The 22,301-nt window shown below is 63.8% G+C and carries 17 protein-coding genes and 1 tRNA gene; 13 read left to right on the forward strand and 5 right to left on the reverse strand.

Annotated elements, in window-relative coordinates; all coding sequences use genetic code 11:
- Positions 1–15: 15 nt before the first annotated feature.
- The 5 genes from glgC (at position 16) to LB538_RS05815 (ending at position 8,337) form a co-directional block, all read left to right on the forward strand.
- Positions 16–1,284, forward strand: a complete 1,269-nt coding sequence (glgC, locus tag LB538_RS05795) for a glucose-1-phosphate adenylyltransferase (RefSeq protein ID WP_095766832.1) — start codon at positions 16–18, stop codon at positions 1,282–1,284.
- A gap of 147 nt (positions 1,285–1,431) precedes the next feature.
- Positions 1,432–2,877 (forward strand): glycogen synthase GlgA, encoded by a 1,446-nt coding sequence (glgA, locus tag LB538_RS05800; protein WP_224530014.1) that lies wholly within the window; start codon positions 1,432–1,434, stop codon positions 2,875–2,877.
- Between the two features lie 3 nt (positions 2,878–2,880).
- Positions 2,881–4,509: an alpha-D-glucose phosphate-specific phosphoglucomutase gene (locus tag LB538_RS05805; protein WP_224530012.1), complete on the forward strand. Its 1,629-nt coding sequence runs from the start codon at positions 2,881–2,883 to the stop codon at positions 4,507–4,509.
- Between the two features lie 175 nt (positions 4,510–4,684).
- Positions 4,685–6,682 carry a glycogen debranching protein GlgX gene (glgX, locus tag LB538_RS05810; RefSeq protein ID WP_224530009.1) on the forward strand — a complete coding sequence of 666 codons (1,998 nt, stop codon included), beginning with the start codon at positions 4,685–4,687 and terminating at the stop codon, positions 6,680–6,682.
- A complete protein-coding gene (locus LB538_RS05815; RefSeq protein WP_224529998.1) occupies positions 6,682–8,337 on the forward strand; it encodes an alpha-glucosidase family protein in 1,656 nt (551 codons plus the stop codon). Before glgX ends, LB538_RS05815 begins: the two co-directional genes overlap by 1 nt.
- Before the next feature lie 7 nt (positions 8,338–8,344).
- Here LB538_RS05815 and LB538_RS05820 read toward each other — a convergent pair whose 3' ends face one another.
- Both LB538_RS05820 and LB538_RS05825 read right to left on the reverse strand, forming a co-directional pair.
- Positions 8,345–10,075 (reverse strand): TadG family pilus assembly protein, encoded by a 1,731-nt coding sequence (locus LB538_RS05820; RefSeq protein ID WP_224529997.1) that lies wholly within the window; start codon positions 10,073–10,075, stop codon positions 8,345–8,347.
- Positions 10,076–10,221: 146 nt separating this feature from the next.
- A complete protein-coding gene (locus LB538_RS05825; RefSeq protein WP_245340453.1) occupies positions 10,222–10,587 on the reverse strand; it encodes a TadE family protein in 366 nt (121 codons plus the stop codon).
- Between the two features lie 375 nt (positions 10,588–10,962).
- On the opposite strand from LB538_RS05825, the gene LB538_RS05830 reads away from it, so the two are divergent.
- The 4 genes from LB538_RS05830 to LB538_RS05845 all read left to right on the forward strand — a co-directional run bounded on the left by LB538_RS05830 (position 10,963) and on the right by LB538_RS05845 (position 16,394).
- Positions 10,963–12,555: a peptide ABC transporter substrate-binding protein gene (locus LB538_RS05830; RefSeq protein ID WP_224529996.1), complete on the forward strand. Its 1,593-nt coding sequence runs from the start codon at positions 10,963–10,965 to the stop codon at positions 12,553–12,555.
- A gap of 177 nt (positions 12,556–12,732) precedes the next feature.
- Positions 12,733–13,656, forward strand: coding sequence for an ABC transporter permease subunit (locus LB538_RS05835; RefSeq protein WP_095766839.1), 924 nt, complete (start codon positions 12,733–12,735; stop codon positions 13,654–13,656).
- Positions 13,649–14,773 (forward strand): ABC transporter permease, encoded by a 1,125-nt coding sequence (locus LB538_RS05840; RefSeq protein ID WP_224529995.1) that lies wholly within the window; start codon positions 13,649–13,651, stop codon positions 14,771–14,773. The genes LB538_RS05835 and LB538_RS05840 overlap by 8 nt, the downstream gene beginning before the upstream one ends.
- A gap of 1 nt (position 14,774) precedes the next feature.
- Positions 14,775–16,394 (forward strand): ABC transporter ATP-binding protein, encoded by a 1,620-nt coding sequence (locus LB538_RS05845; protein ID WP_224529994.1) that lies wholly within the window; start codon positions 14,775–14,777, stop codon positions 16,392–16,394.
- A gap of 24 nt (positions 16,395–16,418) precedes the next feature.
- Here LB538_RS05845 and LB538_RS05850 read toward each other — a convergent pair whose 3' ends face one another.
- A complete protein-coding gene (locus LB538_RS05850) occupies positions 16,419–16,754 on the reverse strand; it encodes a hypothetical protein (protein ID WP_140845723.1) in 336 nt (111 codons plus the stop codon).
- A 199-nt stretch (positions 16,755–16,953) separates the two neighbouring features.
- On the opposite strand from LB538_RS05850, the gene LB538_RS05855 reads away from it, so the two are divergent.
- Positions 16,954–17,247 (forward strand): type II toxin-antitoxin system ParD family antitoxin, encoded by a 294-nt coding sequence (locus tag LB538_RS05855; protein WP_140845724.1) that lies wholly within the window; start codon positions 16,954–16,956, stop codon positions 17,245–17,247.
- Positions 17,248–17,251: 4 nt separating this feature from the next.
- Positions 17,252–17,617 carry a type II toxin-antitoxin system RelE/ParE family toxin gene (locus LB538_RS05860; protein WP_224529993.1) on the forward strand — a complete coding sequence of 122 codons (366 nt, stop codon included), beginning with the start codon at positions 17,252–17,254 and terminating at the stop codon, positions 17,615–17,617.
- Between the two features lie 59 nt (positions 17,618–17,676).
- Here LB538_RS05860 and LB538_RS05865 read toward each other — a convergent pair.
- A tRNA-Pro gene (locus tag LB538_RS05865) sits at positions 17,677–17,753 on the reverse strand.
- Positions 17,754–17,944: 191 nt separating this feature from the next.
- Between LB538_RS05865 and LB538_RS05870 the strand changes: the two genes are divergently transcribed.
- Together LB538_RS05870 and LB538_RS05875 are read left to right on the forward strand one after the other, a co-directional pair.
- Entirely contained in the window at positions 17,945–20,182 is a 2,238-nt protein-coding gene (locus tag LB538_RS05870) for an AGE family epimerase/isomerase (protein ID WP_224529992.1), read from the forward strand.
- 4 nt (positions 20,183–20,186) lie between these two features.
- Complete coding sequence (locus LB538_RS05875) at positions 20,187–20,798, forward strand: hypothetical protein (protein ID WP_224529990.1); 612 nt, start codon at positions 20,187–20,189, stop codon at positions 20,796–20,798.
- Between the two features lie 4 nt (positions 20,799–20,802).
- On the opposite strand, the gene betB is transcribed toward LB538_RS05875, so the two are convergent.
- Positions 20,803–22,266 carry a betaine-aldehyde dehydrogenase gene (betB, locus tag LB538_RS05880; protein ID WP_224529987.1) on the reverse strand — a complete coding sequence of 488 codons (1,464 nt, stop codon included), beginning with the start codon at positions 22,264–22,266 and terminating at the stop codon, positions 20,803–20,805.
- Between the last annotated feature and the right edge of the window lie 35 nt (positions 22,267–22,301).

Consider the following 22,301-nt stretch of genomic DNA (forward strand, 5'->3'; position numbering starts at 1 on the left):
TGGGAGGGTAACAGAATGGCAGAGATCAGAAGAACCCAGCCGCTGGCACGCGATGCCATGGCCTATGTGTTGGCCGGCGGCCGCGGCAGCCGCCTCAGGGAGCTGACCGACCGGCGCGCCAAGCCGGCGGTCTATTTCGGCGGCAAGACGCGCATCATCGATTTCGCCCTCTCCAATGCGCTCAACTCCGGCATCCGCCGCCTCGGCGTCGCCACCCAGTACAAGGCGCACTCGCTGATCCGCCACCTGCAGCGCGGCTGGAACTTCCTGCGGCCCGAGCGAAACGAAAGCTTCGACATCCTGCCTGCATCGCAGCGCGTCTCGGAAACGCAGTGGTATGAAGGCACGGCCGACGCCGTCTACCAGAACATCGACATCATCGAGGCCTACGGTCCCGAATACATGGTCATCCTCGCCGGCGACCACATCTACAAGATGGATTACGAACTGATGCTGCGCCAGCATGTCGACGCCGGCGCCGACGTCACCGTCGGCTGCCTGGAAGTGCCGCGCATGGAGGCGACCGGCTTCGGCGTCATGCATGTCGACAAGAAGGACAACATCATCGCTTTCGTCGAAAAGCCGGCCGATCCGCCCGGCATTCCGGACAAGCCGGAATTCGCTTTGGCGTCGATGGGCATCTATGTCTTCAAGACCAAGTTCCTGATGGAGCAGCTGCGCCGCGACGCCGCCGAGCCCGGCTCCAGCCGGGACTTCGGCAAGGACATCATCCCTTACATCGTCCAGCACGGCAAGGCGATCGCCCACCGCTTCGCAAAATCCTGCGTGCGTTCCTCGCACGAGGCCGAACCCTATTGGCGCGACGTCGGAACGGTGGACGCCTATTGGGAAGCCAATATCGACCTCACCGATATCACGCCCGAGCTCGACCTCTACGACCGCGACTGGCCGATCTGGACCTATGCCGAGTTGAAGCCGCCGGCAAAGTTCGTGCATGACGAGGACGGTCGCCGCGGCGAGGCGATCTCCTCGCTTGTCTCCGGCGACTGCATCGTTTCTGGCGCCTCGCTGCGCCGCAGCCTGATCTTCACCGGCGCGCGCATCAATTCCTATTCCAAGCTCGAGGAAGTGGTGATGCTGCCCGACGTCCAGGTCGGCCGCAACGCGAGCCTCAAGCGCGTCGTCATCGATCACGGCGTCCACATCCCGGAAGGACTGGTTGTCGGCGAGGACCCCGCGCTCGACGCCAAGCGTTTTCGCGTATCGGAGAAGGGCATCTGCCTGATCACGCAGGACATGATCAACAAGCTGTCGACCACTTAGGGTCGGTCAACAAGTTGTCAGCCTGATAAGGTTGATCGGCAGACTGTCGGGTCTATCAGCGAGCTGACAGGGTCGATCAGCAAGCTGACGACTGGATCAACAGGTTGTCACTTTGACCTGGCATCTTGAGATCGGAATGTGGAGCGCATGCAGGTTCTGTCGGTCACGCCCGAAATCTTCCCGCTGATCAAGACCGGCGGGCTTGCCGACGTCGCCGGCGCCTTGCCGATCGCGCTTGCCGGCAAGGGCGTGGCGATGCGCACGCTGGTTCCCGGCTATCCCGTGGTGATGGCGGCCTTCGCCAAGAAGAAGGCGGTCTACCAATATCCGCTGCTGCAGGGCGCCAAGGCTTCGATCCATGCCGTCAAGATCGGCGACCTCGATCTCTTCGTTTTGGACGCGCCACATCTTTTCGATCGCCAGGGCGGCCCTTACGGCACCGCCTCCGGCGCCGACTGGCCGGACAACTGGCGCCGCTTCGCCGCGCTCAGCCAGGCCGGCGGCGACATTGCCGGCGGCGCGATCTCCGGTTACCAGCCCGACATCGTGCATGCCCATGACTGGCAGTCGGCGATGACGCTTGCCTATATGCGCTATGGCAAGGCAGTCGGCGTGCCGTCGCTGATCACCGTGCACAACCTCGCCTTCCAGGGTCAGTTCGGCGCCGGCATTTTCGGCGAGCTCGGCCTGCCGAGCGTGGCGATGCAGCTCGACGGCGTCGAATATTATGGCGGCGTCGGCTTTCTCAAGGCCGGCCTGCAAGCCGCCTGGGCCATCACCACGGTCAGCCCGACCTATGCGCAGGAAATCCGCTTGCCCGAATTCGGCATGGGTCTCGACGGGCTGATCAACATGCGCTCCACCGATCTCTACGGCATCGTCAACGGCATTGACGTCGACATCTGGAACCCGCAGACCGACAAGCATCTGGTCGCCAATTATTCGGCCGAGACGCTTGCGGCGCGCGGCAAGAACCGCAAGGCGGTCGAAGAGCGCTTCGGCCTGGAAGCGGATGGCAGCCCGATCGTCTGCGTCATCAGCCGGCTGACCTGGCAGAAGGGCATGGACATCCTGGCCGCGGTCGTCGACGGCATCGTCGCCGCCGGCGCGCGGCTGGCGATCCTCGGCTCCGGTGACGCCGGCCTCGAAGGCACGCTGCTTGCCGCCGCCGCCCGCCATCGCGGCCGCGTCGGCGTCATCGTCGGTTACGACGAAGACCTTTCGCACGTCATGCAAGGCGGCTGCGACGCCATCATCATCCCCTCGCGCTTCGAGCCCTGCGGGCTGACCCAGCTCTACGGCCTGCGCTATGGCTGCGTGCCGGTCGTCGCCAGGACGGGCGGTCTGGCCGACACCATCATCGACGCCAACGAGGCCGCCTTGTCGGCCGGCGTCGCCACCGGCTTCCAGTTCGCGCCCAACAATGGTGCCGCGATGCTCCATGCCATCCAGCGGCTGGTCGAGCAGCATGCGCGGCCCGCGACCTGGGCCTCGATCCAGCGCCAGGGCATGAAGGCCGATGTCTCCTGGGACAAGAGCGCCGAAAAATACGTCGAACTCTATCGCTTGCTGCTTTCAAAAAGGGCTGCCTGAGACATGATCGAAACCGTCCCCACCAAACCCTATACCGACCAGAAGCCAGGCACCTCCGGCCTGCGGAAAAAGGTGCCGGTGTTCCAGCAGGAGCACTACGCCGAGAACTTCATCCAGTCGATCTTCGATGCGCTGGACGGTTTTCAGGGCAAGACGCTGGTGATCGGCGGCGACGGCCGCTTCTACAACCGCGAGGTCATCCAGAAGGCGATCGCGATTGCCGCCGGCAACGGCTTCGGCAAGGTGATGGTCGGGCAGGGCGGGATTCTGTCGACGCCGGCCGCCTCCAACATCATCCGCAAATACAAGACCTTCGGCGGCATCATCCTGTCGGCCAGCCACAATCCCGGCGGCCCGCATGAGGATTTCGGCATCAAGTACAATGCCGGCAATGGCGGCCCGGCGCCGGAGAAGATCACCGACGCGATCTTCGCCAAGTCGAAGGAAATCAAGAGCTTCAAGATCGCCGATATCGGCGAGATCGACATCGACACGATCGGCACGGTCAAGGCCGGCGACATGACCGTGGAGATATTCGATCCGGTCAAGGACTACGCCGAGCTGATGGAAAGCCTGTTCGATTTCGAGGCGCTGCGCAAGCTCTTCAAATCGGGCTTCCGCATGCGCTTCGACGCCATGCACGCGGTGACCGGACCCTATGCCAAGGAGATCCTCGAACGCCGGCTCGGCGCGCCGGACGGCACCTGCCGCAACTTCAGGCCGCTGCCCGATTTCGGCGGCCACCACCCGGACCCGAATCTGGTGCACGCAAAGCACCTCTATGACGAGATGATGGGGCCCGACGCGCCGGATTTCGGCGCGGCTTCCGACGGCGACGGCGACCGCAATCTGATCATCGGCAGAGGCATCTTCGTCACGCCGTCGGACTCGGTGGCGATGCTTGCCGCCAATGCCAAGCTGGCGCCGGGCTATAAGGACGGCTTGAAGGGCATTGCCCGCTCCATGCCGACCAGCGGCGCCGCCGATCGCGTCGCCGAAAAGCTCGGCATCGACATTTACGAGACGCCGACCGGCTGGAAGTTTTTCGGCAATCTGCTCGATGCCGGCATGGCGACCATCTGCGGCGAGGAAAGCGCCGGCACCGGCTCCAACCATGTGCGCGAGAAGGATGGGCTGTGGGCCGTGCTTCTGTGGCTCAACATCCTCGCTGCGCGCGGCGAGAGCTGCAAGGACATCGTAACCGGACACTGGGAGACCTACGGGCGCAACTATTATTCGCGCCACGACTATGAGGAGGTCGAGAGCGATCGCGCCAACGCGCTGGTCGACGAGCTACGCGCCAAGCTCGGCTCGCTGCCCGGCACGACCGTGCGCGGCCTCAAGATCGCCAAGGCCGACGATTTTGCCTATCGCGATCCGGTCGACGGCTCGGTGAGCGAGCACCAGGGCATCCGGATCCTGTTCGAGGGCGGCTCGCGCGTTGTGCTGCGCCTCTCCGGCACCGGCACGTCAGGGGCGACGCTGCGCCTCTATATCGAGCGCTACGAGCCGGACAAGGCAAGGCACGACCTCGACACGCAGGAAGCGCTCGCCGATCTCATCGCCGCCGCCGACGACATCGCCGGCATCAAGAGCCACACCGGCCGCAACAAGCCGAGCGTGATTACTTGAGGGTGGGGGCGGAGGCCTTTCCTTCTCCCCTTGTGGGAGAAGGTGGATCGGCGCGCAGCGCCGAGACGGATGAGGGGTGTTGGCCGGATCGCCGTCATCGCCAAGCTGGAGCACCCCTCATCCGTCGCCTTCGGCGACACCTTCTCCCACAAGGGGAGAAGGGGGAGGCGCTCGCATGACCTTCGGCGCCACCATCACCCCCGAAGGCATCCGCTTCGCCGCCTGGTCGTCATCCGCGAGACGTCTTTGGGTCTCGATCTTCGACGACACCGGCGCGCTTGAAACCGACCGGCTGGAGCTCAACCCGGAAGGCGACGGCGTGCACGCGCTCCTTGTCTCCGGCCTTGGCGATGGCGCGCGTTACGGCTTCCGCGCCGACGGCGACTATGCTCCGGAGCGCGGCCTGTGGTTCGACCCGAACAAGCTTCTCGCCGACCCCTATGCCGTCGAGGTCGATCGTCCATACCAATATCATTGGCGGCTTGCCGCCAAACGCAACGAAGGCGCCGACACCGCTCCGCTGATGCCGAAGGCGATCGCGCGTTCGCTGCCCAAACCGGTGCTGCCCCAGCCGCCGCTGTTCCGGTCAGGCGGGCTGATCTACGAGCTCAATGTCCGCTCCTTCACCAAGCTGCATCCGGACGTGCCGGAAACCCAGCGCGGCACCATCGCGGCACTCGCCCATCCGGCCATCATCGAGCACCTGAAGCGTCTCGATGTGTCGGCCGTCGAATTGATGCCGGTCACCGCGTCGATCGACGAGCGGCATCTGCCGCCATTGGGGCTGAGCAACGCCTGGGGCTACAATCCCGTCACTTTCATGGCGCTCGATCCGCGCCTCGCGCCCGGCGGTCTCAAGGAACTGCGCGACACCGTCGCCGCTCTGCGCCAGGCCGGCATCGGCACCATCCTCGATCTCGTCTTCAACCACACCGGCGAAAGCGACCGGCTCGGGCCGACTTTGTCGCTGCGCGGACTGGATGCGATAGGCTACTACCGGCATCAGGCGGACGGCAGGCTGGTCAACGACACCGGCACCGGCAACACCGTCGCCTGCGACCATCCGGTTGTGCGCGAGATGGTGCTCGACACGCTGCGCCACTTCGTCCGCTTCGCCGGCGTCGACGGCTTCCGCTTCGATCTGGCGCCGGTGCTCGGCCGCGTCGACGGCGCCTTCGATCCGGAAGCGCCGCTGCTTCGGGCCATTGCCGGCGATCTCGTGCTCTGCGACCGCGTGCTGATCGCCGAGCCTTGGGACATCGGTCCGAGCGGCTACCAGCTCGGAAATTTCCGGCCGCCATATCTGGAATGGAACGATCGTTATCGCGATGATGTCAGGCGCTTCTGGCGCGGCGATGCCGACGCGGTAGGCGTCTTGGCCACAAGGCTTGCAGGTTCCTCCGATGTCTTCGGCAGGGAAGGCCAACCGGCGAGCCGTGCGGTCAATTTCATCGCCGCGCATGACGGCATGACGCTGGCCGACATCGTCGCCTATGAGCGCAAACACAACGACGCCAACGGCGAGCACAATCACGACGGCCACAACGACAATTTGTCATGGAACAACGGCGCCGAGGGCGAGACGGACGACGCGGCGATTGCCAAGGCGCGCTTCGAGGACCAGCGCGCGCTGCTGGCGACACTTTTCGCCTCGCGCGGCACCATCATGCTGACCGCCGGCGACGAGTTCGGCCGCACGCAAAAAGGCAACAACAACGCCTATGCGCAGGACAATGCCATTACCTGGCTCGACTGGGCCGGCCGCGATCAGGCGTTGGAGCGATATGCCTCATCGCTCTCTGCGATGCGTCGTGCCTTTCCCGCGCTGTCGGACACGCATTTCCTGACCGGAAAGCCGGCTGATGCTCCGGCCATTCCGGATGTCGAGTGGCTGACGGAGACGGGCGCGCCGCTCGGCGAGACGGAGTGGAACGATCGCGATCGACATCGCCTTGTGATGATGCTCGGCGATAGCGGAGGCAGTCGCCTTGCCGTCATGGTCAATGGCGACCGCCGCCAATGCGTCTTCACCTTGCCGGTCCGGGACGGCTACGAGTGGGGCCCGGCGATCGAGGCGCAGCCGGTCGATCTTACGCGGCCGCTGCCCGGCCGCAGCGTCAATTTCATGATCGAGCGGCGTGCCGCTCAATCGCGCAACGGGAAGGGCTTGTGATGGCTGCCGAAAATTCCGGGCAAGGGAGCGAATGGTGGCGCGGCTGCGTCATCTATCAGGTCTATCCGCGCTCCTTCCAGGACACGACCGGCGACGGCAGCGGCGACCTCAAGGGCATCACCGCGCGGCTCGCCCATGTCGCGTCGTTCGGCGTCGATGCCGTCTGGCTCTCGCCCTTCTTCAAGTCGCCGATGGCCGACATGGGCTACGATGTATCCGACTATCGCGACGTCGATCCGATGTTCGGCACATTGGAAGATTTCGACGCGCTGGTCGCCGAGGCTCACCGGCTCGGCCTGAAACTCATTATCGACCAGGTGATCTCGCATTCTTCCGACAAGCATGAATGGTTCGTCGAGAGCCGCGCCAGCCGCGACAATGCCAAGGCGGACTGGTACGTCTGGGCTGACGCCAGGCCGGATGGCAGCGCGCCCAACAACTGGCAATCGCTGTTCGGCGGGCCGGCCTGGGAATGGGACGCCACCCGCCGGCAATACTACATGCACAATTTCCTCGCCGCTCAGCCGGATCTGAACTTCCACAATCCGGACGTTCAGGACGCGCTTTTGGACACCGTGCGCTTCTGGCTGGAGCGCGGCGTCGACGGCTTCCGGCTGGACACCGTCAACTACTATGTCCACGACCGCTGGCTGCGCGACAACCCGCCCTTGGCCGCGAGCGTCGCCGGCACCAATGGCGCCACCAGCACCTACGCCTTCCAGGAGCATCTTTTCGACAAGACGCGGCCCGAAAACCTCGACTTCTTGAAACGTTTCCGGGCGCTGCTCGACGAATATCCAGACCGCGCCGCGGTCGGCGAGGTGGGTGACGAGGAGCGCTCCTTGCAGACGCTCGCCGCCTACGTATCGGGCGGCGACAAATTGCAGATGTGCTACACCTTCGACTTGCTCAGTCCGCAATTTTCCGCCGCCCATGTGCGCGGCTGCGTGGAGGCGTTCGAGACGACTGCCCCGGACGGCTGGGTCTGCTGGGCCTTTTCCAACCATGACGTCGTGCGCCATGTCAGCCGCTGGACGCGGCAAGGCGAGAACCCGGACGCGGTGGCGAAGTTCTCGATCGCGCTGCTTGCCTGCCTGCGCGGCTCGATCTGCCTCTATCAGGGCGAGGAACTCGGCCTCGAAGAGGCGGAGCTAGCCTATGAGGATCTGCGCGATCCCGTCGGCATCCGCTTCTGGCCGGGCGTGAAGGGCAGGGACGGCTGCCGCACCCCGATGGTCTGGCAGGCGGAGGCGGACAATGCCGGCTTCTCCACGGCCAAGCCCTGGCTGCCGGTGCCGCAGGCGCATCGCGCCCGGGCGGTCGATGTCCAGAATCGCGAGGAGCGGTCGGTGCTTGCCGCCTATCGGTCGATCCTTGCCTTGCGCAAGAGCCATCCGGCACTGATCCAAGGCTCGATCCGCTTTCTCGAGGCCGAGGGCGATGTGCTTGCTTTCCTCCGTGAGCGCGACGGCGAAAGGCTGCTTTGCGTTTTCAATTTCTCGACCGAGGCAACAGGCTGGGCGCTGCCCACTGAGATCGGCGAGGCCGAGATAACGGCATTTGACGTTGACGCCGCCGGCGTTCTTACCGGTGTGGTCGAGGACAGCGTGCTGGCGCTGCCGCCTCTGGGCAGTTTCGTCGGCAAGATTGGCTGACGGCGGACTACTGCACCAGCACCGAGCGCCCGCAGGTCGCGCCGGTCACGCGCACGTCGGCCTCGCCGACATGGACGCCCAGAGCTCCAAGCACATTGTAGAGAAGGTCGTCGACCGGCGCGGTCACGCCATTGAGCAGTGTCGTCACCGCCGGCTTCACCGTGCCGAGCAGGGCGGCCACGTCGAGGCCGAGCCCCAGCGCGTTGACCGAGAGCGACAGGTTGTTGACCAGCGATGTCGTCAGCGACTGCGTCAGGTTCTTCGTCGACACCGTCTTGATCGCCTTGTTGGCGATGTCGGTGGCGTTGTAGGTCAGGTTGGTCGGCGTCATGTTGGTGACCGAGAAGGCCGACGAGCCTGTCACCTGCAGCAGCGGGACGAGCAACAGCTTCAGGTCCGCGATATCGGCGTCGGAGAAGGACTGCGGCTTGGTGAAATCCGCGAAGCCGCTGGCATTGCTGTTGGCGAGATGGGCTGAGACCACGCCCGGCTGCGCGGCGATCGAAACCTTGATGCTGGAGGGACCGGTCGGGCAAGTGATGTCGGTCAGCTTCGCTTCCGCATGGGCGACTTCGACATTGAGCGGCAGATTGACCGCGAGCAGATTGATGCCGCCGCCGAGATTGGAATTGCCGAGTGTCACGCTGGCATTGAGCTTGATGCGGGTCTGCGCCGTGCGCACCACGGTGCCTGCCTCTCCCACCGCCAGCCAGGCCGAGTTCTGCATCGGCTCGCCGATGGCGATCGCAAGCGTCGTCGATGCCAGCCCTGGTATGGTGGCGCCGAGATTGACCGCGACCTGATTCGTTCCATTGGCCAGAGCGGCAGCCGCGGTAAGCATGCTGAGCGCGCTGGCTGTCACGTTGAGGCCGGCCGGCTTTTGCCCGATGCCGAGATCGCCGACGGAGCCGAGATCGATGAGGGTGCTGAGCGGAATCCTGACCGTATTGGTGGCGCTGGAGGCCATGGTCTGCAGAGCGAGTTTGGCTGTGCGGTCGAGCCCCGGCACATTGGCCATTGCCGTGGCGATCTGGCCGATCGTTGCTTTGGAGGCGAGCACGTCGTTGTAGGAAACGCCGGTCAGATGCAGTTGCGTCGCCAGCGCATCGGTGAACGAAAGAACGTCGACATCGGCCGACACCAGTGAATTGTAGTCCATCACGCTGAGCGAGATGTTGCCGCCGAGAAGGCCGCCGAGAAGCGCGTTGAGAATGCCGTCATTGAGGCTGGCGAGCCGCGAGCCGACCGAAAAACCCGCTTGCGGCTGCGCGCTGGCGATAGCGGTCGTGCCGAGAGTGGGCGGCGCCATGATCGAGCCCGCGAAATAAAGCGTACCCTGTTTCTTGAGCGTAACCTGGACCGCATTGTAGGGCAGCTTGCCCGCCTCGAACCGGCTGCCGGCGGCAATGGTGCTGACGCCCGTGTAGCGCCCCGGCACGACCTGGACGACGGCCTTGCTGGCGGTCGGCGCCACGGTCGCGCCTTGTTGCTGCACGGCGACCGAGGTGATGCCGTTGTCGCTGAGCGCGGTCAGCACCGCCTGCTGGGCGTTGGTGATGTTCGAGGCCGCGGTGATGGCGGCAAGGTCGACGATCGACTGCGCGGCGCGGCGCTCGTTGTAAAGGGAACCTTCGTCGATCGCGAAGGCGGTCAGCGCCAGCGCTACCGGCGTGCACAGCGCGGTCATGACGGCGAAATTCGCGCTCCGGTCGGCGAGCAGCCGTCGCGTCGCCGCCATGAAAGCAATTCCAGGAAAAATGCGAGGCGGTTGAGTTCGGTGACCTCGCCGTAGCCTTCCGTCCGGAATTGCGTCACTGAAAACAGATCGAGCGGTCTGGCCTTTTCGGGAAACGATAAGCCGCTCCAGCCCCCCCTTGATGGGCATCATATGCCTCCGACGCGGATCGTCGATTGACGTTGGATCGTCGTGCCCGGCAGCGGCAGCGTCCGGAACAGGTTCCAGATCGGCAGGTTGCGCGCATCGTAGGTGACCGAGACGACGAACTGGCTGCCGTCGACGGCGCTGTCCTGCGCGTTGACGGTCAGCTTGTTGGCGTCGACGAACGGATAGCCCGAGACATCGTGAGTGATGAAATCGGTAACCAGCGCCTGCCGCTCGGTCTGGTTGAGGCCGGCGATCGCGGTGCGCGCCGCGTCGGCGGCGATCTGCTGCACCGAATGGCTGGCGCCGAAATAAATCCCATATGCAACCATGCCGAGCAGAAGCAGGATGAAGACCGGCGCCAGCATGGCAAATTCGATTGCCGACGTGCCCGTGGCGTCAGCCCGGAAACGAGACCACGGAACAAGCAATTTTCGGTTCTTCAGCATGGCGCGGAGAATGCCAAAGGCCGCCTGCAAAAACAGAAAACAGCTGGAACAACCGGCAGGTGTGCCAAGTTGAAAGCAAGCTCTAAGCTTTAGGTTTCGCTGTTTTAGCGTTATCGCTCTCACTTAGCGTCAAGCAGGCAATGGTTGAAATAAGATTTCGCTCTGTCTAGTCTCCTGCCACCAGCCGCCGGAAGGAACCGGCGGCACGCCTGAAACGGGGCCGTTTCAACGGTTCCGAGGTGTCAAAACTTAAGAAGGCGCGGCTGAGGGGCTGCGCCGACAGGGAGAAACTTCATGCTGAAAGACATGCTGAAGGCGACGGTGTTCGCCACCACATTGGCTTTGGCCGCCGGCACATTCTACACGCCTGCCTTAGCCGAAACCGTCTACAACCGCGGCGCCGCCGCCGAGGCGGAGACGGTCGATCCGCACAAGACGTCGACTGTCTACGAGGCCGATATCATACGCGACCTGTTCCAGGGCCTCGTCATGCACGACCAGAAGACGAATCTCATACCGGGCGCCGCCGAAAGCTGGACGGTGTCGGATGACGGCACCGTCTACACCTTCAAGCTGCGCAAGGACGGGCTCTGGTCAGACGGCACCCCGGTGACGGCGGACGACTTCGTCTATTCGTTCCATCGACTGGAAGATCCGGCGACCGCTGCAGAATACGCCTCGATGCTCTATCCGGTGAAGGGCGCCGAGGACTTCAACACCAAGAAAGGCAAGGCCGAGGATATGGGCGTGAAGGCGATCGACGCCAACACGCTTGAAGTCACGCTGAAGGCTCCGACGCCCTATTTCCTGGAGATGCTGACCCACCAGGCGACCTATCCGGTCAACAAGGCTTCCATGGACAAGCTCGGCGCCGACTGGATCAAGCCGGGCAAGCTGGTCTCCAATGGCGCCTATACGCTGGCGGAGTGGATTCCCAACGACCATATGAAATTGGTCAAGAACCCGAAATTCTGGGACGCCGCGAGCGTCAAGCTCGACGTGGTCAACTACATCCCGACCGAGGATCGCTCGTCGGCGATGAAGCGTTTCGAGGCGGGCGAGCTCGACAGCTATGGCGACCTGCCGACCGAGCAGCTCGCCGATCTCAAAACCAAATTCGGCGACCAGGTCCGTGTCGGGCCGTATCTCGGCACTTATTATTACGCGGTCAAGACCGACAAGGCGCCTTGGGACAATGTCGAGTTGCGCAACGCCATCTCGATGGCGATCGACCGCGACTTCCTCGCCGAGAAGGTCTGGCAGAACTCGATGCTGCCCGGATATTCGATGGTGCCCCCGGGCATCGAGGGCTACACTCCGGCACTGGCCAAATACGCCGACATGCCGCAGATCGACCGCGAAGATGCGGCCAAGAAGATCCTGGAAAAGCTAGGCTATACACCCGAACATCCGTTGAAGATGGAGATCCGCTACAACACCTCGGAGAACCATAAGAACACGGCGGTGGCCATCCAGGAACAGCTGAAGCCGCTCGGCGTCGAGGTGACGCTGCTCAACACCGACACCAAGACCCATTACAGCTTCCTCGAGCAGAAGGGCAACTACGACGTCGCCCGTGCCGCCTGGATCGCCGACTACAAGGATCCCGAGACCTTCCTCGGCATCTCGCGCAAGGCGAGCGGCAACAACTACTCGAACTACAACAGCCCCGCCTATGAAGCCGCCATGGACAAGGCGGCTGCCGCAGGCGGCAAGCCCGAGGAGCGCATGAAGGACCTCGCCGCAGCCGAGCGCATCCTGGTCGACGACGTCGGCGAGATCCCGCTTCTCTACTACAGCTACCACGACATCGTTTCCTCGAAGCTGCATGGCTTCGACGACAATGTGATGGACATTCATCCGTCCCGCTTCATCTCCAAGGACTGACAAGAAACCTTGGCCGTGCCGCCGCTCTCTTTTTGGGAGCGGCGGTCGCGGTCTGTCGTCGTGCCGGGCCGAAAGTCGGATTGGATTTTCGGGCTGCCCGGTGCGAAGATCAGAGATGCCGGCGCGCCACGGATCTTCGACTGGAGAGCCTGTCGCCCTGGCTGAAGCGGGGCGCCGATGCTGCGTTATGTCTTCCGGCGGCTGTTGACCGCCATCCCGACGCTGTTCGTCATCGTGACGGTGGCGTTTTTCCTGATCCGCGTCGCGCCAGGCGGCCCGTTCAACCAGGAGCGGGGCCTGAGCCCCGAGATCAGGGCCAATCTCGAAGCCCAGTTCGGCCTCAACGATCCGCTCTGGCTGCAATATGTCCACTATCTCGGCAATCTTTTGCGCGGCAGTTTCGGCCCGAGCTACAATTTGCCGGATTTCACCGTCACCGAACTCTTCGCCAAGGGCCTGCCGATCTCGGTACAGATCGGTAGCTCGGCGCTGGTGCTGGCGCTGCTGTTGGGCTCGATCCTCGGCACCATCGCCGCGCTCAACCAGAACAAAATAGGCGACTATTCGGTGATCGCCTTGGCCACCGCCGGCAGCACCATCCCCACCTTCGTCACCGCGCCGGTGATCCAGCTCGTCTTCGGGTTGTCCTGGAAGCTGCTGCCGATCGGCGGCTGGGGCGACGGCGCCTTGATCAACAAGGTCGGTCCGGTGCTGACGCTGGCTCTTCCGCAGATCGCCATCGTCGCCCGCCTGATGCGCGGCTCCATGATCGAGAGCCTGCGTTCGCACCATATCCGCACCGCCCGCGCGCTCGGCCTGTCCGACTGGTCGGTGGTGGTCAAGCACGCGCTGCGCGGCGCCGTGCTGCCGATCGTCTCTTTCACCGGCCCGGCGGCGGCGGCGCTGTTGACCGGCTCGATCATCGTCGAGACGATTTTCTCCATACCCGGGGTCGGCCGCTACTTCGTCGATGCCGCCCTCAACCGGGACTACACGCTTGTCATGGGAACCGTGGTGGTGATCGCGCTCTTCACCATCGTCTTCAACCTGATCGTCGACCTGCTCTATGCGGTCGTCGATCCGAGGGTGCGCTATGACTGAGCTCGCCGTCGCCGTTCCCGAGCCGATCGTCGGCCGCTCGCTCTGGGGCAATGCCTGGGCCCGGCTCAAACGCAACCGCGCCGCGATGCTCAGCCTCTATTACCTGGCCTTCATCGCCGTCATCAGCATTTGCGGTCCGTGGGTCGTGCCGCATGCATACACCACCATATATGGCGACTACGTGCGCATGCCGCCGAGCCTTTCGGCCTATCCGAAACCCGACATGATTCAGGGTGCGCTGGGCGACGCCATCAAGCGGATGCGTGCCGACATCAAGGAATGGCATCAGGACGGCAATCGCGTCATCGTCACCGTCACCTCGACCAAGCCGATCGACGACCGCAACATCCGCTATCTCGACCGCTCCGATGCCTTCGACGACACCAGGATCGAGAACAAGTCGCCCGACGGCCTCGAAGTGACGATGAGCTCGGCCGTGAAGCAGCAATATTTCTTCTTCGGCACCGACAACACCGGCCGCGACCTGCTTTCGCGCACGCTGATGGCCGGACGCATCTCTTTGGCCATCGGCCTGCTCGCCGGCGTCGTCGCCGGCGTAATCGGGGTCATCTACGGCGCGACCGCGGGCTTCTCCGGCGGCAAGGTCGACGAGGTGATGATGCGCATCGTCGACGTGCTCTATTCGCTGCCGTTCATCTTCTTCGTCATCATGCTGGTGGTGTTTTTCGGCCGCAACTTCGTGCTGATGTTCCTGGCCGTCGGCGCTGTGTTGTGGCTCGACATGGCGCGCATCGTGCGCGGCCAGGCGCTGTCGATCCGCAGGCAGGAATATGTCCAGGCGGCGGAGGCCATGGGCGTCGGCCAGCGCGGCATCCTGTTGCGCCATGTCATCCCCAACCTGCTTGGCCCGGTGGTCATCTACATGACGCTCTTGGTGCCGCAGGTCATTATCCTGGAGAGCTTCCTGTCCTTCCTCGGTCTAGGCGTGCAGGAACCGATGACCAGCTGGGGCGTGCTGATCTCGGTCGGCGCCAAGAACATCGGCTACGCCAACTGGCTGCTTTTGTTCCCGGCCTTCTTCCTCGTCTCGACGCTGTTCGCCCTGAATTTCGTCGGCGACGGCCTGCGCGACGCGCTCGATCCCAAGGACCGCTGAGATGACTGGTTCCGAAACGATCCTCAGCGTCAAGGACCTGCGCGTCCGCTTCCAGACCCTCGACGGCACGGTCGAGGCCGTGAAGGGCATCAACATCAAGGTCAACGCCGGCGAGACGGTCGCCGTCGTCGGCGAATCCGGATCCGGCAAAAGCCAGACGATGATGGCGGCGATGAGCCTGCTTTCCTCCAATGGCGAGGCGACCGGCCAGGTCGACTACCGCGGTCGCAATCTCCTGACGATGTCAAAGAGCGAGCTGAACCAGGTGCGCGGCCGCAAGATCAGCATGATCTTCCAGGAGCCGATGACCTCTCTCGATCCGCTCTACACCATCGGCAACCAGCTGATGGAACCGATCAGCCGACACCGCGGGCTGAACGCGGCCGCGGCGCGGGAAGAGGCGCTGAAATTGCTCAGGCTGGTGCACATTCCCGATCCCGAACGGCGGATGAAATCCTATCCGCACGAGATGTCGGGCGGCCAGCGCCAGCGCGTCATGATCGCCATGGCCTTGGCCAACGATCCGGACATCCTCATCGCCGACGAACCGACGACGGCGCTCGACGTCACCATCCAGGCGCAGATTCTGATGCTGCTGGCTGAACTGCAGCGCAAGCTCGGCATGGCCATCGTCTTCATCACCCACGACCTCGGCATCGTGCGCCGTTTCGCCGACCGCGTCTATGTCATGCGCCTGGGCGAGGTGGTGGAGGAGGGCGATGCGGAAGCGCTCTTCGCCAATCCGCAGCATGCCTACACCAAGATGCTGCTCGCGGCCGAGCCGACGGGCACCAAGGCGGCGCCGCCCGCCAGTGCGCCGGTGCTGCTCGAAGGCCGCAATGTCGAAGTCGTCTTCAAGATCGGCGGCGGCTTTCTTGGCGGCGAGCCGCTGATGCTGCGCGCGGTGGACAGGATCTCGATCCGGCTGAAGCGCAACCAGACGATCGGCATCGTCGGCGAGTCCGGTTCAGGCAAGTCGACGCTGGGCCGTGCGCTGCTCAGGCTTTTGCCCAGCGACGGCGTGATCCGCTTTGGCGACCGCGACATTTCGGACGCGGACCGCCAGGCGATGCGGCCGCTCAGGCGCGAATTGCAGCTGGTGTTCCAGGATCCGTTCGGCTCGCTGTCGCCGCGCATGACCGTCGGCCAGGTGATCACCGAGGGCCTTTTGGTGCACGAGCCCTCGCTGACCGGCAAGCAGCGCGACCAGCGCGCCGTCGAGGCGCTGCGCGAGGTCGGCCTCGACCCCAACGCACGCAACCGCTACCCGCACGAATTCTCCGGCGGCCAGCGCCAACGCATCGCCATTGCCCGCGCCATGATCCTGAAGCCGAAAGTGGTGGTGCTCGACGAGCCGACCTCGGCGCTCGACCGTTCCGTGCAGAAGCAGATCGTCGAGCTGTTGCGCAAGCTGCAGGCCGACCACGAGCTGTCCTACCTCTTCATCAGCCACGACCTCGCGGTGGTCCGCGCGATGGCCGACTACATCATCGTCATGAAGCAGGGAAAGATTGTCGAGGAAGGGCCGACGCAAGAAATCTTCGACAATCCGCGCGAAGCCTACACCCAGACGCTGATGAACGCCGCGATCGATACGGCACGGTTCAGGATGAGTGCTTGAAGGGCAAGCTTAACCTCGCTCGGCTTACGGCGAGGACGGGCACCTCCGGTTCCGCGTCGCGACGATCACCTGCTGCTGTTGCTGCAGCCGTTCGATCCGGGCGGTTTCGCGATTGGCTATCGCCGTCTTCACGCGCTCGCCGCCCAGCAACCATGTCGGCACGCTGGTGTTGGCGACCTTGCCGCGAGCGATTGCGGTGCGTGAAATATCGGTCGCGGTGTCGCCGACCGCATTGTTGAGCTCGGGGCAGTTCATTTTGTCGTAGTTCGCCGGGCTGATCGACGCGGTGGTCGATGAGCAGCCCGCCGCGAACAAGAGGACCGCAATTGTCGGTAGAATGGCCGTCGGCGTGAACTTCATACTCCCAACCCTGGTTCGCCGTCCTGCGGTCCCGCGCATCCAGGAGCATGGCGGGTTGCCATTAGGCCAAAGTGAGAAACCGTTGTCGAGCGTTGTCGCACGATTCTGTTTTCGAAGATCAGACATCGTTCGAGCGACGGTATTGGCATAATATGCCATCCCCCTATATCATGCCTGTTGAATTGGAGCTGATACCGCGATGCCGACCCGCAATGTTGTCCTGACGGAACACCTCGAAGAGGTGATCGATCGGCTGGTGAAAACCGGGCGTTATCAGAACGCCAGCGAGGTATTGCGTGACGGCTTGCGGCTGATCGAGCAGCGCGAGGCGAGGGAGTCGGCAAAGCTGGCTGCGCTCAGGGAGGCAGCCAGCATCGGTTTCCACGACATCGAGCAAGGCCGTTTCGAGGATATTGCTGGAGACAGTCTCGAAAAATTTATGAATGGCCTGGGGCGGCAGGCAAGCTTACGCGCGAAAAAACCAGGCTTGTAACGCCATGGTCCTGTACCGGCTTTCAGCAGCCGCGAAGGAAGACATCGTTCAAATACTCGCCTACACGGAAGTCAATTTCGGCGAGATCGCGCGTGTCCGTTACGAAGGGTTGCTGATTGCGGCGCTGCGCGACATTGCTGCCGACCCCGAACGGGTGGGCAGCATCGCCCGCGCGGACCTGGGAAACAATATCCGCAGCTATCACTTGCGCTATAGTCGGGATCGAGCACGGACCGAACACGGCATTGTTCTGCGACCACGCCATTTTCTGCTCTACCGGATGACGCTTGAGGTCGTCGGAATTGGCCGCGTTCTCCACGACGCGATGGAACTCCGGCGCCATCTGCCGGAGAGCTACGGCGACGATTGACGGCAGTCCGGATTCCGGACGGATGGCGATTTCGGGAAAGGCCAAGTGCTTGTTTTTTCTGGTCGGAGTGGCAGGATTTGAACCTGCGACCCCCTCGTCCCGAACGAGGTGCGCTACCAGACTGCGCTACACTCCGTGACCAGACCGCGGGCTTATAGCTGCCGCTTTCTGATCCTGCAAGCGGCAATGGCAGTCCTTCTGTCGCATTTCCTTTCTTTCGCGAAGCTTGGCCCAATGGCATAGCATTTGGTTGTGAGGTAAAGGTGGGCTTAAAGGCTTTTGTCGTAAGTCCGACCCATGGGAGCCGGACTTTTGACAGGGTCGTTCATGAGCCAGCGCATCGTCAGTTTCGTCATGAGCGGCGGCGTCGGGTCGCGGCTGTGGCCGCTATCGCGCGAGGACAACCCCAAGCAGTTCCACGACTTCTCCGGCGATGGCTCGATGCTGGCCAAGACCGTGCGCCGGCTGGCGGCGCGCACGCAAGGCGAGACGCCGATTTTCCTGATCGCCTCGGAGCGTCACGCCGACCGCGTCCATGCCGACCTTGCCGGCATCGATCTGGCCGGCGGCGGACCGCTGTTCGAGCCGACGGGCCGCAACACGGCCGCCGCCGTGGCGCTGGCCAGCCTGCGCACGCTCTCCGAATATGGCGACGAGCTGGTGCTGGTGGTGCCATCGGATCACGAGATCTCGACGCCTGGCCAGTTCTGGCAAAGCATCGAGGCGGGCGCGGCCGCGGCAAATACCGGGCGGCTCGTGGTGTTCGGCCTGAAACCGACACAGCCCGAGACCGGCTACGGCTATATCGAGGTCGGGACCGGCAGGGACGGCGTCTTCGACGTCTCGCGCTTCGTCGAGAAGCCCGATCTTGCCACCGCGCAGGCCTATGTCGACGCCGGCAGCTTCTACTGGAACACCGGCATCTTCCTGTTTCGCGCCGGCGCAATGCGCGACGCCTTCGCGGCCCATGAACCGAAAATCTGGCAGGCGACGCAGGCCGCCTACGAGGCTGCGACCAGCGATCTGTCCGGCCTCTATATGCCGCTGGACCTTTATTCCGCGATCCCGTCGACCTCGATCGACTACGCCATCATGGAGCAGGCGAAAGATATCGCCATGGTGCCCGCCGGCTTCCGCTGGAACGATCTCGGCTCCTGGCAGTCGCTGCTCGATGTCGGCCCGTCCGACAAGGGCGGCAACGTCATCGTTGGAGACGTCGTCGCCATCGATTGCGAGAACTCCTATATCCGCAGCGAGGGTCGGCTGCTGTCGGCCATCGGCATGAAGGACGTGGCGATCGTCTCCACGGCCGATGCCACGTTTGTCGCGCCGGTCAGCCACAGCCAGCACGTCAAGAAGATCGTCGAGCAACTGGAGAAATCCGGCCGGCTCGAAACAAGGTTCACGCCGGCGCATGACCGCGTCATCGAGAGCGGCGCCTGGCGGCGCCGCGTGCGCCACTGGCTGTTCGAGGAGACGCTGCCGCTATGGTCGACGCTCGGCGTCGACGAACGCCATGGCGGCTTCCACGAGGCGCTGGGCTTCGACGCCGCGCCGCTGATGAAACCCAAGCGCATGCGCACCCAGGCGCGTCAGGTCTATGCTTTCGCGGTCGCCAAGGAGCGCGGCTGGGACGGCCCGGCCGACCGGCTGATTGCGCACGGCATCGACTTCATGGCGGGGCAGGGCCGCACCGATCGCGGCGGCTGGGTGCGCACGCTCAACATCGACGGCTCGGTCGCCGATCCGGTCGAGGATGCCTACGACCATTCTTGCGTGCTTCTGGCGCTCGCCCACGCCCATATGTCGGGCCATCCCGACGCGTTGCGGCTCGCAGAGGAGACATTCGCCTTCCTCGACGCGCATCTGGAGGATGCCCGCCTGACCGGCTTTCTGGAAACCTCCGACGGCGCGGAGGAACGGCGCTCCAATCCGCACATGCATCTGCTCGAGGCCTTCCTCGCCTGGCACAAGGCGACGGGCGAGCGCGCCTATCTGCGCCGCGCGGCGCGCATCATCGATCTTTTCCGCAGCCATTTCTTCGATGCCGAAAGCTGGACACTGGGTGAATATTTCGACGACGGCTGGAAGCCAGCGGCGGGCGAGAAGCGGAGCTGGACCGAGCCTGGCCATCACTTCGAATGGGCCTCGCTGCTGGTCGATTTCGCCGCTCGCAGCGGCCAAGGCGAACTCACCGCTTTCGCGCGCAAGCTCTATGCCTCGGCCATTGCCAACGGCCTCAACCGCGCCACCGGCCTCGCCTATGGCGCCGTCTCGCGCCAGGGACTGCCGCTCGACACGGTCTCGCGAAGCTGGCCGCAGGCCGAGGCGATCAAAGCGGCAATCGCGCTCGACGGCTCGGGTGGGCCGGACCTCAAGCCCGAGATCGAGGCGCGCGTCGGCCGCCTGTTCCGCTGGCACATAGATCCGGCGCCGCTCGGCCTGTGGATCGACCGCATCGACGAACGCGGCCGTTCGCTGGCGACCGACGTGCCGGCCAGCATCTTCTACCACCTAGTCTGTGCGCTGACGCAGTATCTGGACGGAACGACGGAGAAGGGGTGAAAGGTTGGAAGAGGCGGACGCCGGCGACTTTGTAGACCTTCCGGGCGATACAACCCTTTGGAAGACCCAGGGCATTCCGCCGACAAGGATTAAACTCCCAATAGAAGCCCGCAGCCGCTTTCCTTGGTACTTGCCCATCTTCGGCATAGCCTCGGTGTGGGCACTATCTTCTTCAGTGGGCTTCTACTCCACTGCGGTCCAAAACTGGGAAGCAGGAAATTCACTCGACCGGCTAGGGTGGCTTGCTGGGATCCTCGGCTGTCTTCTTGTCGGCGCACTGTTCGCGGGAACGCTAGCAAGGGCGGCAATGGACGCGGCGAGTTCACGCCCATCGCTCATTCTCACGAGAGAAACCCTATGGGATAGGCGGCAGCTGGATGGCCCGATGCCTTGGAGCAACGTCCAGCGCGTAAGCTTTATATCCAGTAGGGCTTCGTTGGCCGCTCATCTGAAACTTACCCGACCAGTGTATGTCAGAAGCGGGCTGTTCCGGTTCGGTGGGGCAGTCACGAGCAGGCTCAGATCAAATGTGGTCGTCTTGATTTCGGACCTTGACGTGGACGAGGGAGTGATCAAGAAGATCATCATGGCCCTTCCTAAGAATGTGCGCCCGTAACTATTCAGTAGGGCGCTGCCACGTCCCCCGTCTCGACATAAACCGCCTTCAGCTGCGAATAATGCGCCAGCGCCGCCAGCGAATTCTCGCGGCCGATCCCGGACTGCTTGACGCCGCCGAAAGGCATTTCCACCGGCGTGAGATTGTAGGCGTTGATCCAGCAGGTGCCGGCCTGCAGCTCGGCGATGACGCGATGCGCGCGCGGCAGGTCGCGCGTGAACACGCCCGCCGCCAGCCCGAATTCGGTATCGTTGGCTCGCTCGATCACCTCGTCCTCGCTGCCGAATTTGAGCACGCTCATCACCGGTCCGAAAATCTCCTCGCGCGCGATCCGCATGCGATCGGTGACGCTGGTGAATACCGTCGGCTCGATGAAAAAACCGCCTTCGAAACCCTGCAGTGACGGCAAATTGCCGCCGCAGGCTAGGCTGGCGCCATCCTGCCTGCCGGCCGCGATGTAGGAAACGACCTTGTCCTGTTGCGCCTTGTTGACCAGCGGCCCCATCTGCGTTTCCGGATCGAGCGGATCGCCGATGCGGATTTTCTTGGTGCGCTCGATCAGCCGGTCGACGAAGCGGTCATGAATGCCCTTCTGCACGAAAACGCGCGTGCCGTTCGAGCAGATCTGGCCGGTGGAGTAGAAGTTGCCGAGCATGGCGCCGCCGATGGCGTTCTCGAGATCGGCGTCGTCGAAGACGATCAGCGGCGACTTGCCGCCGAGCTCCATCGTCGCGTGCTTCATTTTCGAGCCGGCAAGCGACAGCACCTTGCGGCCGGTCGGCACCGAGCCGGTCACCGAAACTTTCGCCACGACATCATGGCCGACGAGACCTGCGCCGACATCGCCGTAACCCTGCACGACGTTGAACAATCCGTCGGGCAGCCCCGCTTCGCTGTATATTTCGGCCAGCGCCAGCGCCGAAAGCGGCGTGTTCTCCGACGGTTTGAACACCATGGCATTGCCCATGGCCAAGGCCGGCGCCGACTTCCAGCCGGCGATCTGGATGGGATAGTTCCAGGCGCCGATGCCGACGCAGACGCCGAGCGGCTCGCGGCGCGTGTAGGCGAAGGGCCCGCCGAGATCGATCATCTCGCCATTGAAGGCGGCGACCGCTCCGGCGAAATATTCCAGGCAGTCGGCGGCCGAAGGTGTGTCGGCCACCAGCGTCTCTTGGATAGCCTTGCCGGTGTCCAGCGTCTCGATGCGGGCCAGATCGGCATTGCGTGCGCGCAGGATGTCGGCTGCGCGGCGCAGGATGCGGCCGCGCTCGACCGGCTTCAGCCGCGCCCAGGCCGGCTGCGCGGCGCGCGCGGCCTCGATGGCGAGCTCCAGAACGTTCGGCGTCGCTGAATGCAGCGTTGCGATGGTCTCGCCCGTCGCCGGATAGATCACCGGCAGCGGCGCACCGCCTTCGTCCTCGATGTAGCGGCCGTTGACGTAGTGCGATGCCGTCGGTTGGGCGCGCATGGCTTTCTCCAGAACTGTTGGCCGATCGGGCGGTC

Origin of the sequence: Mesorhizobium sp. Ca11 (assembly GCF_020165275.1) — a bacterium.
Classification (GTDB): Bacteria; Pseudomonadota; Alphaproteobacteria; order Rhizobiales; family Rhizobiaceae; genus Mesorhizobium.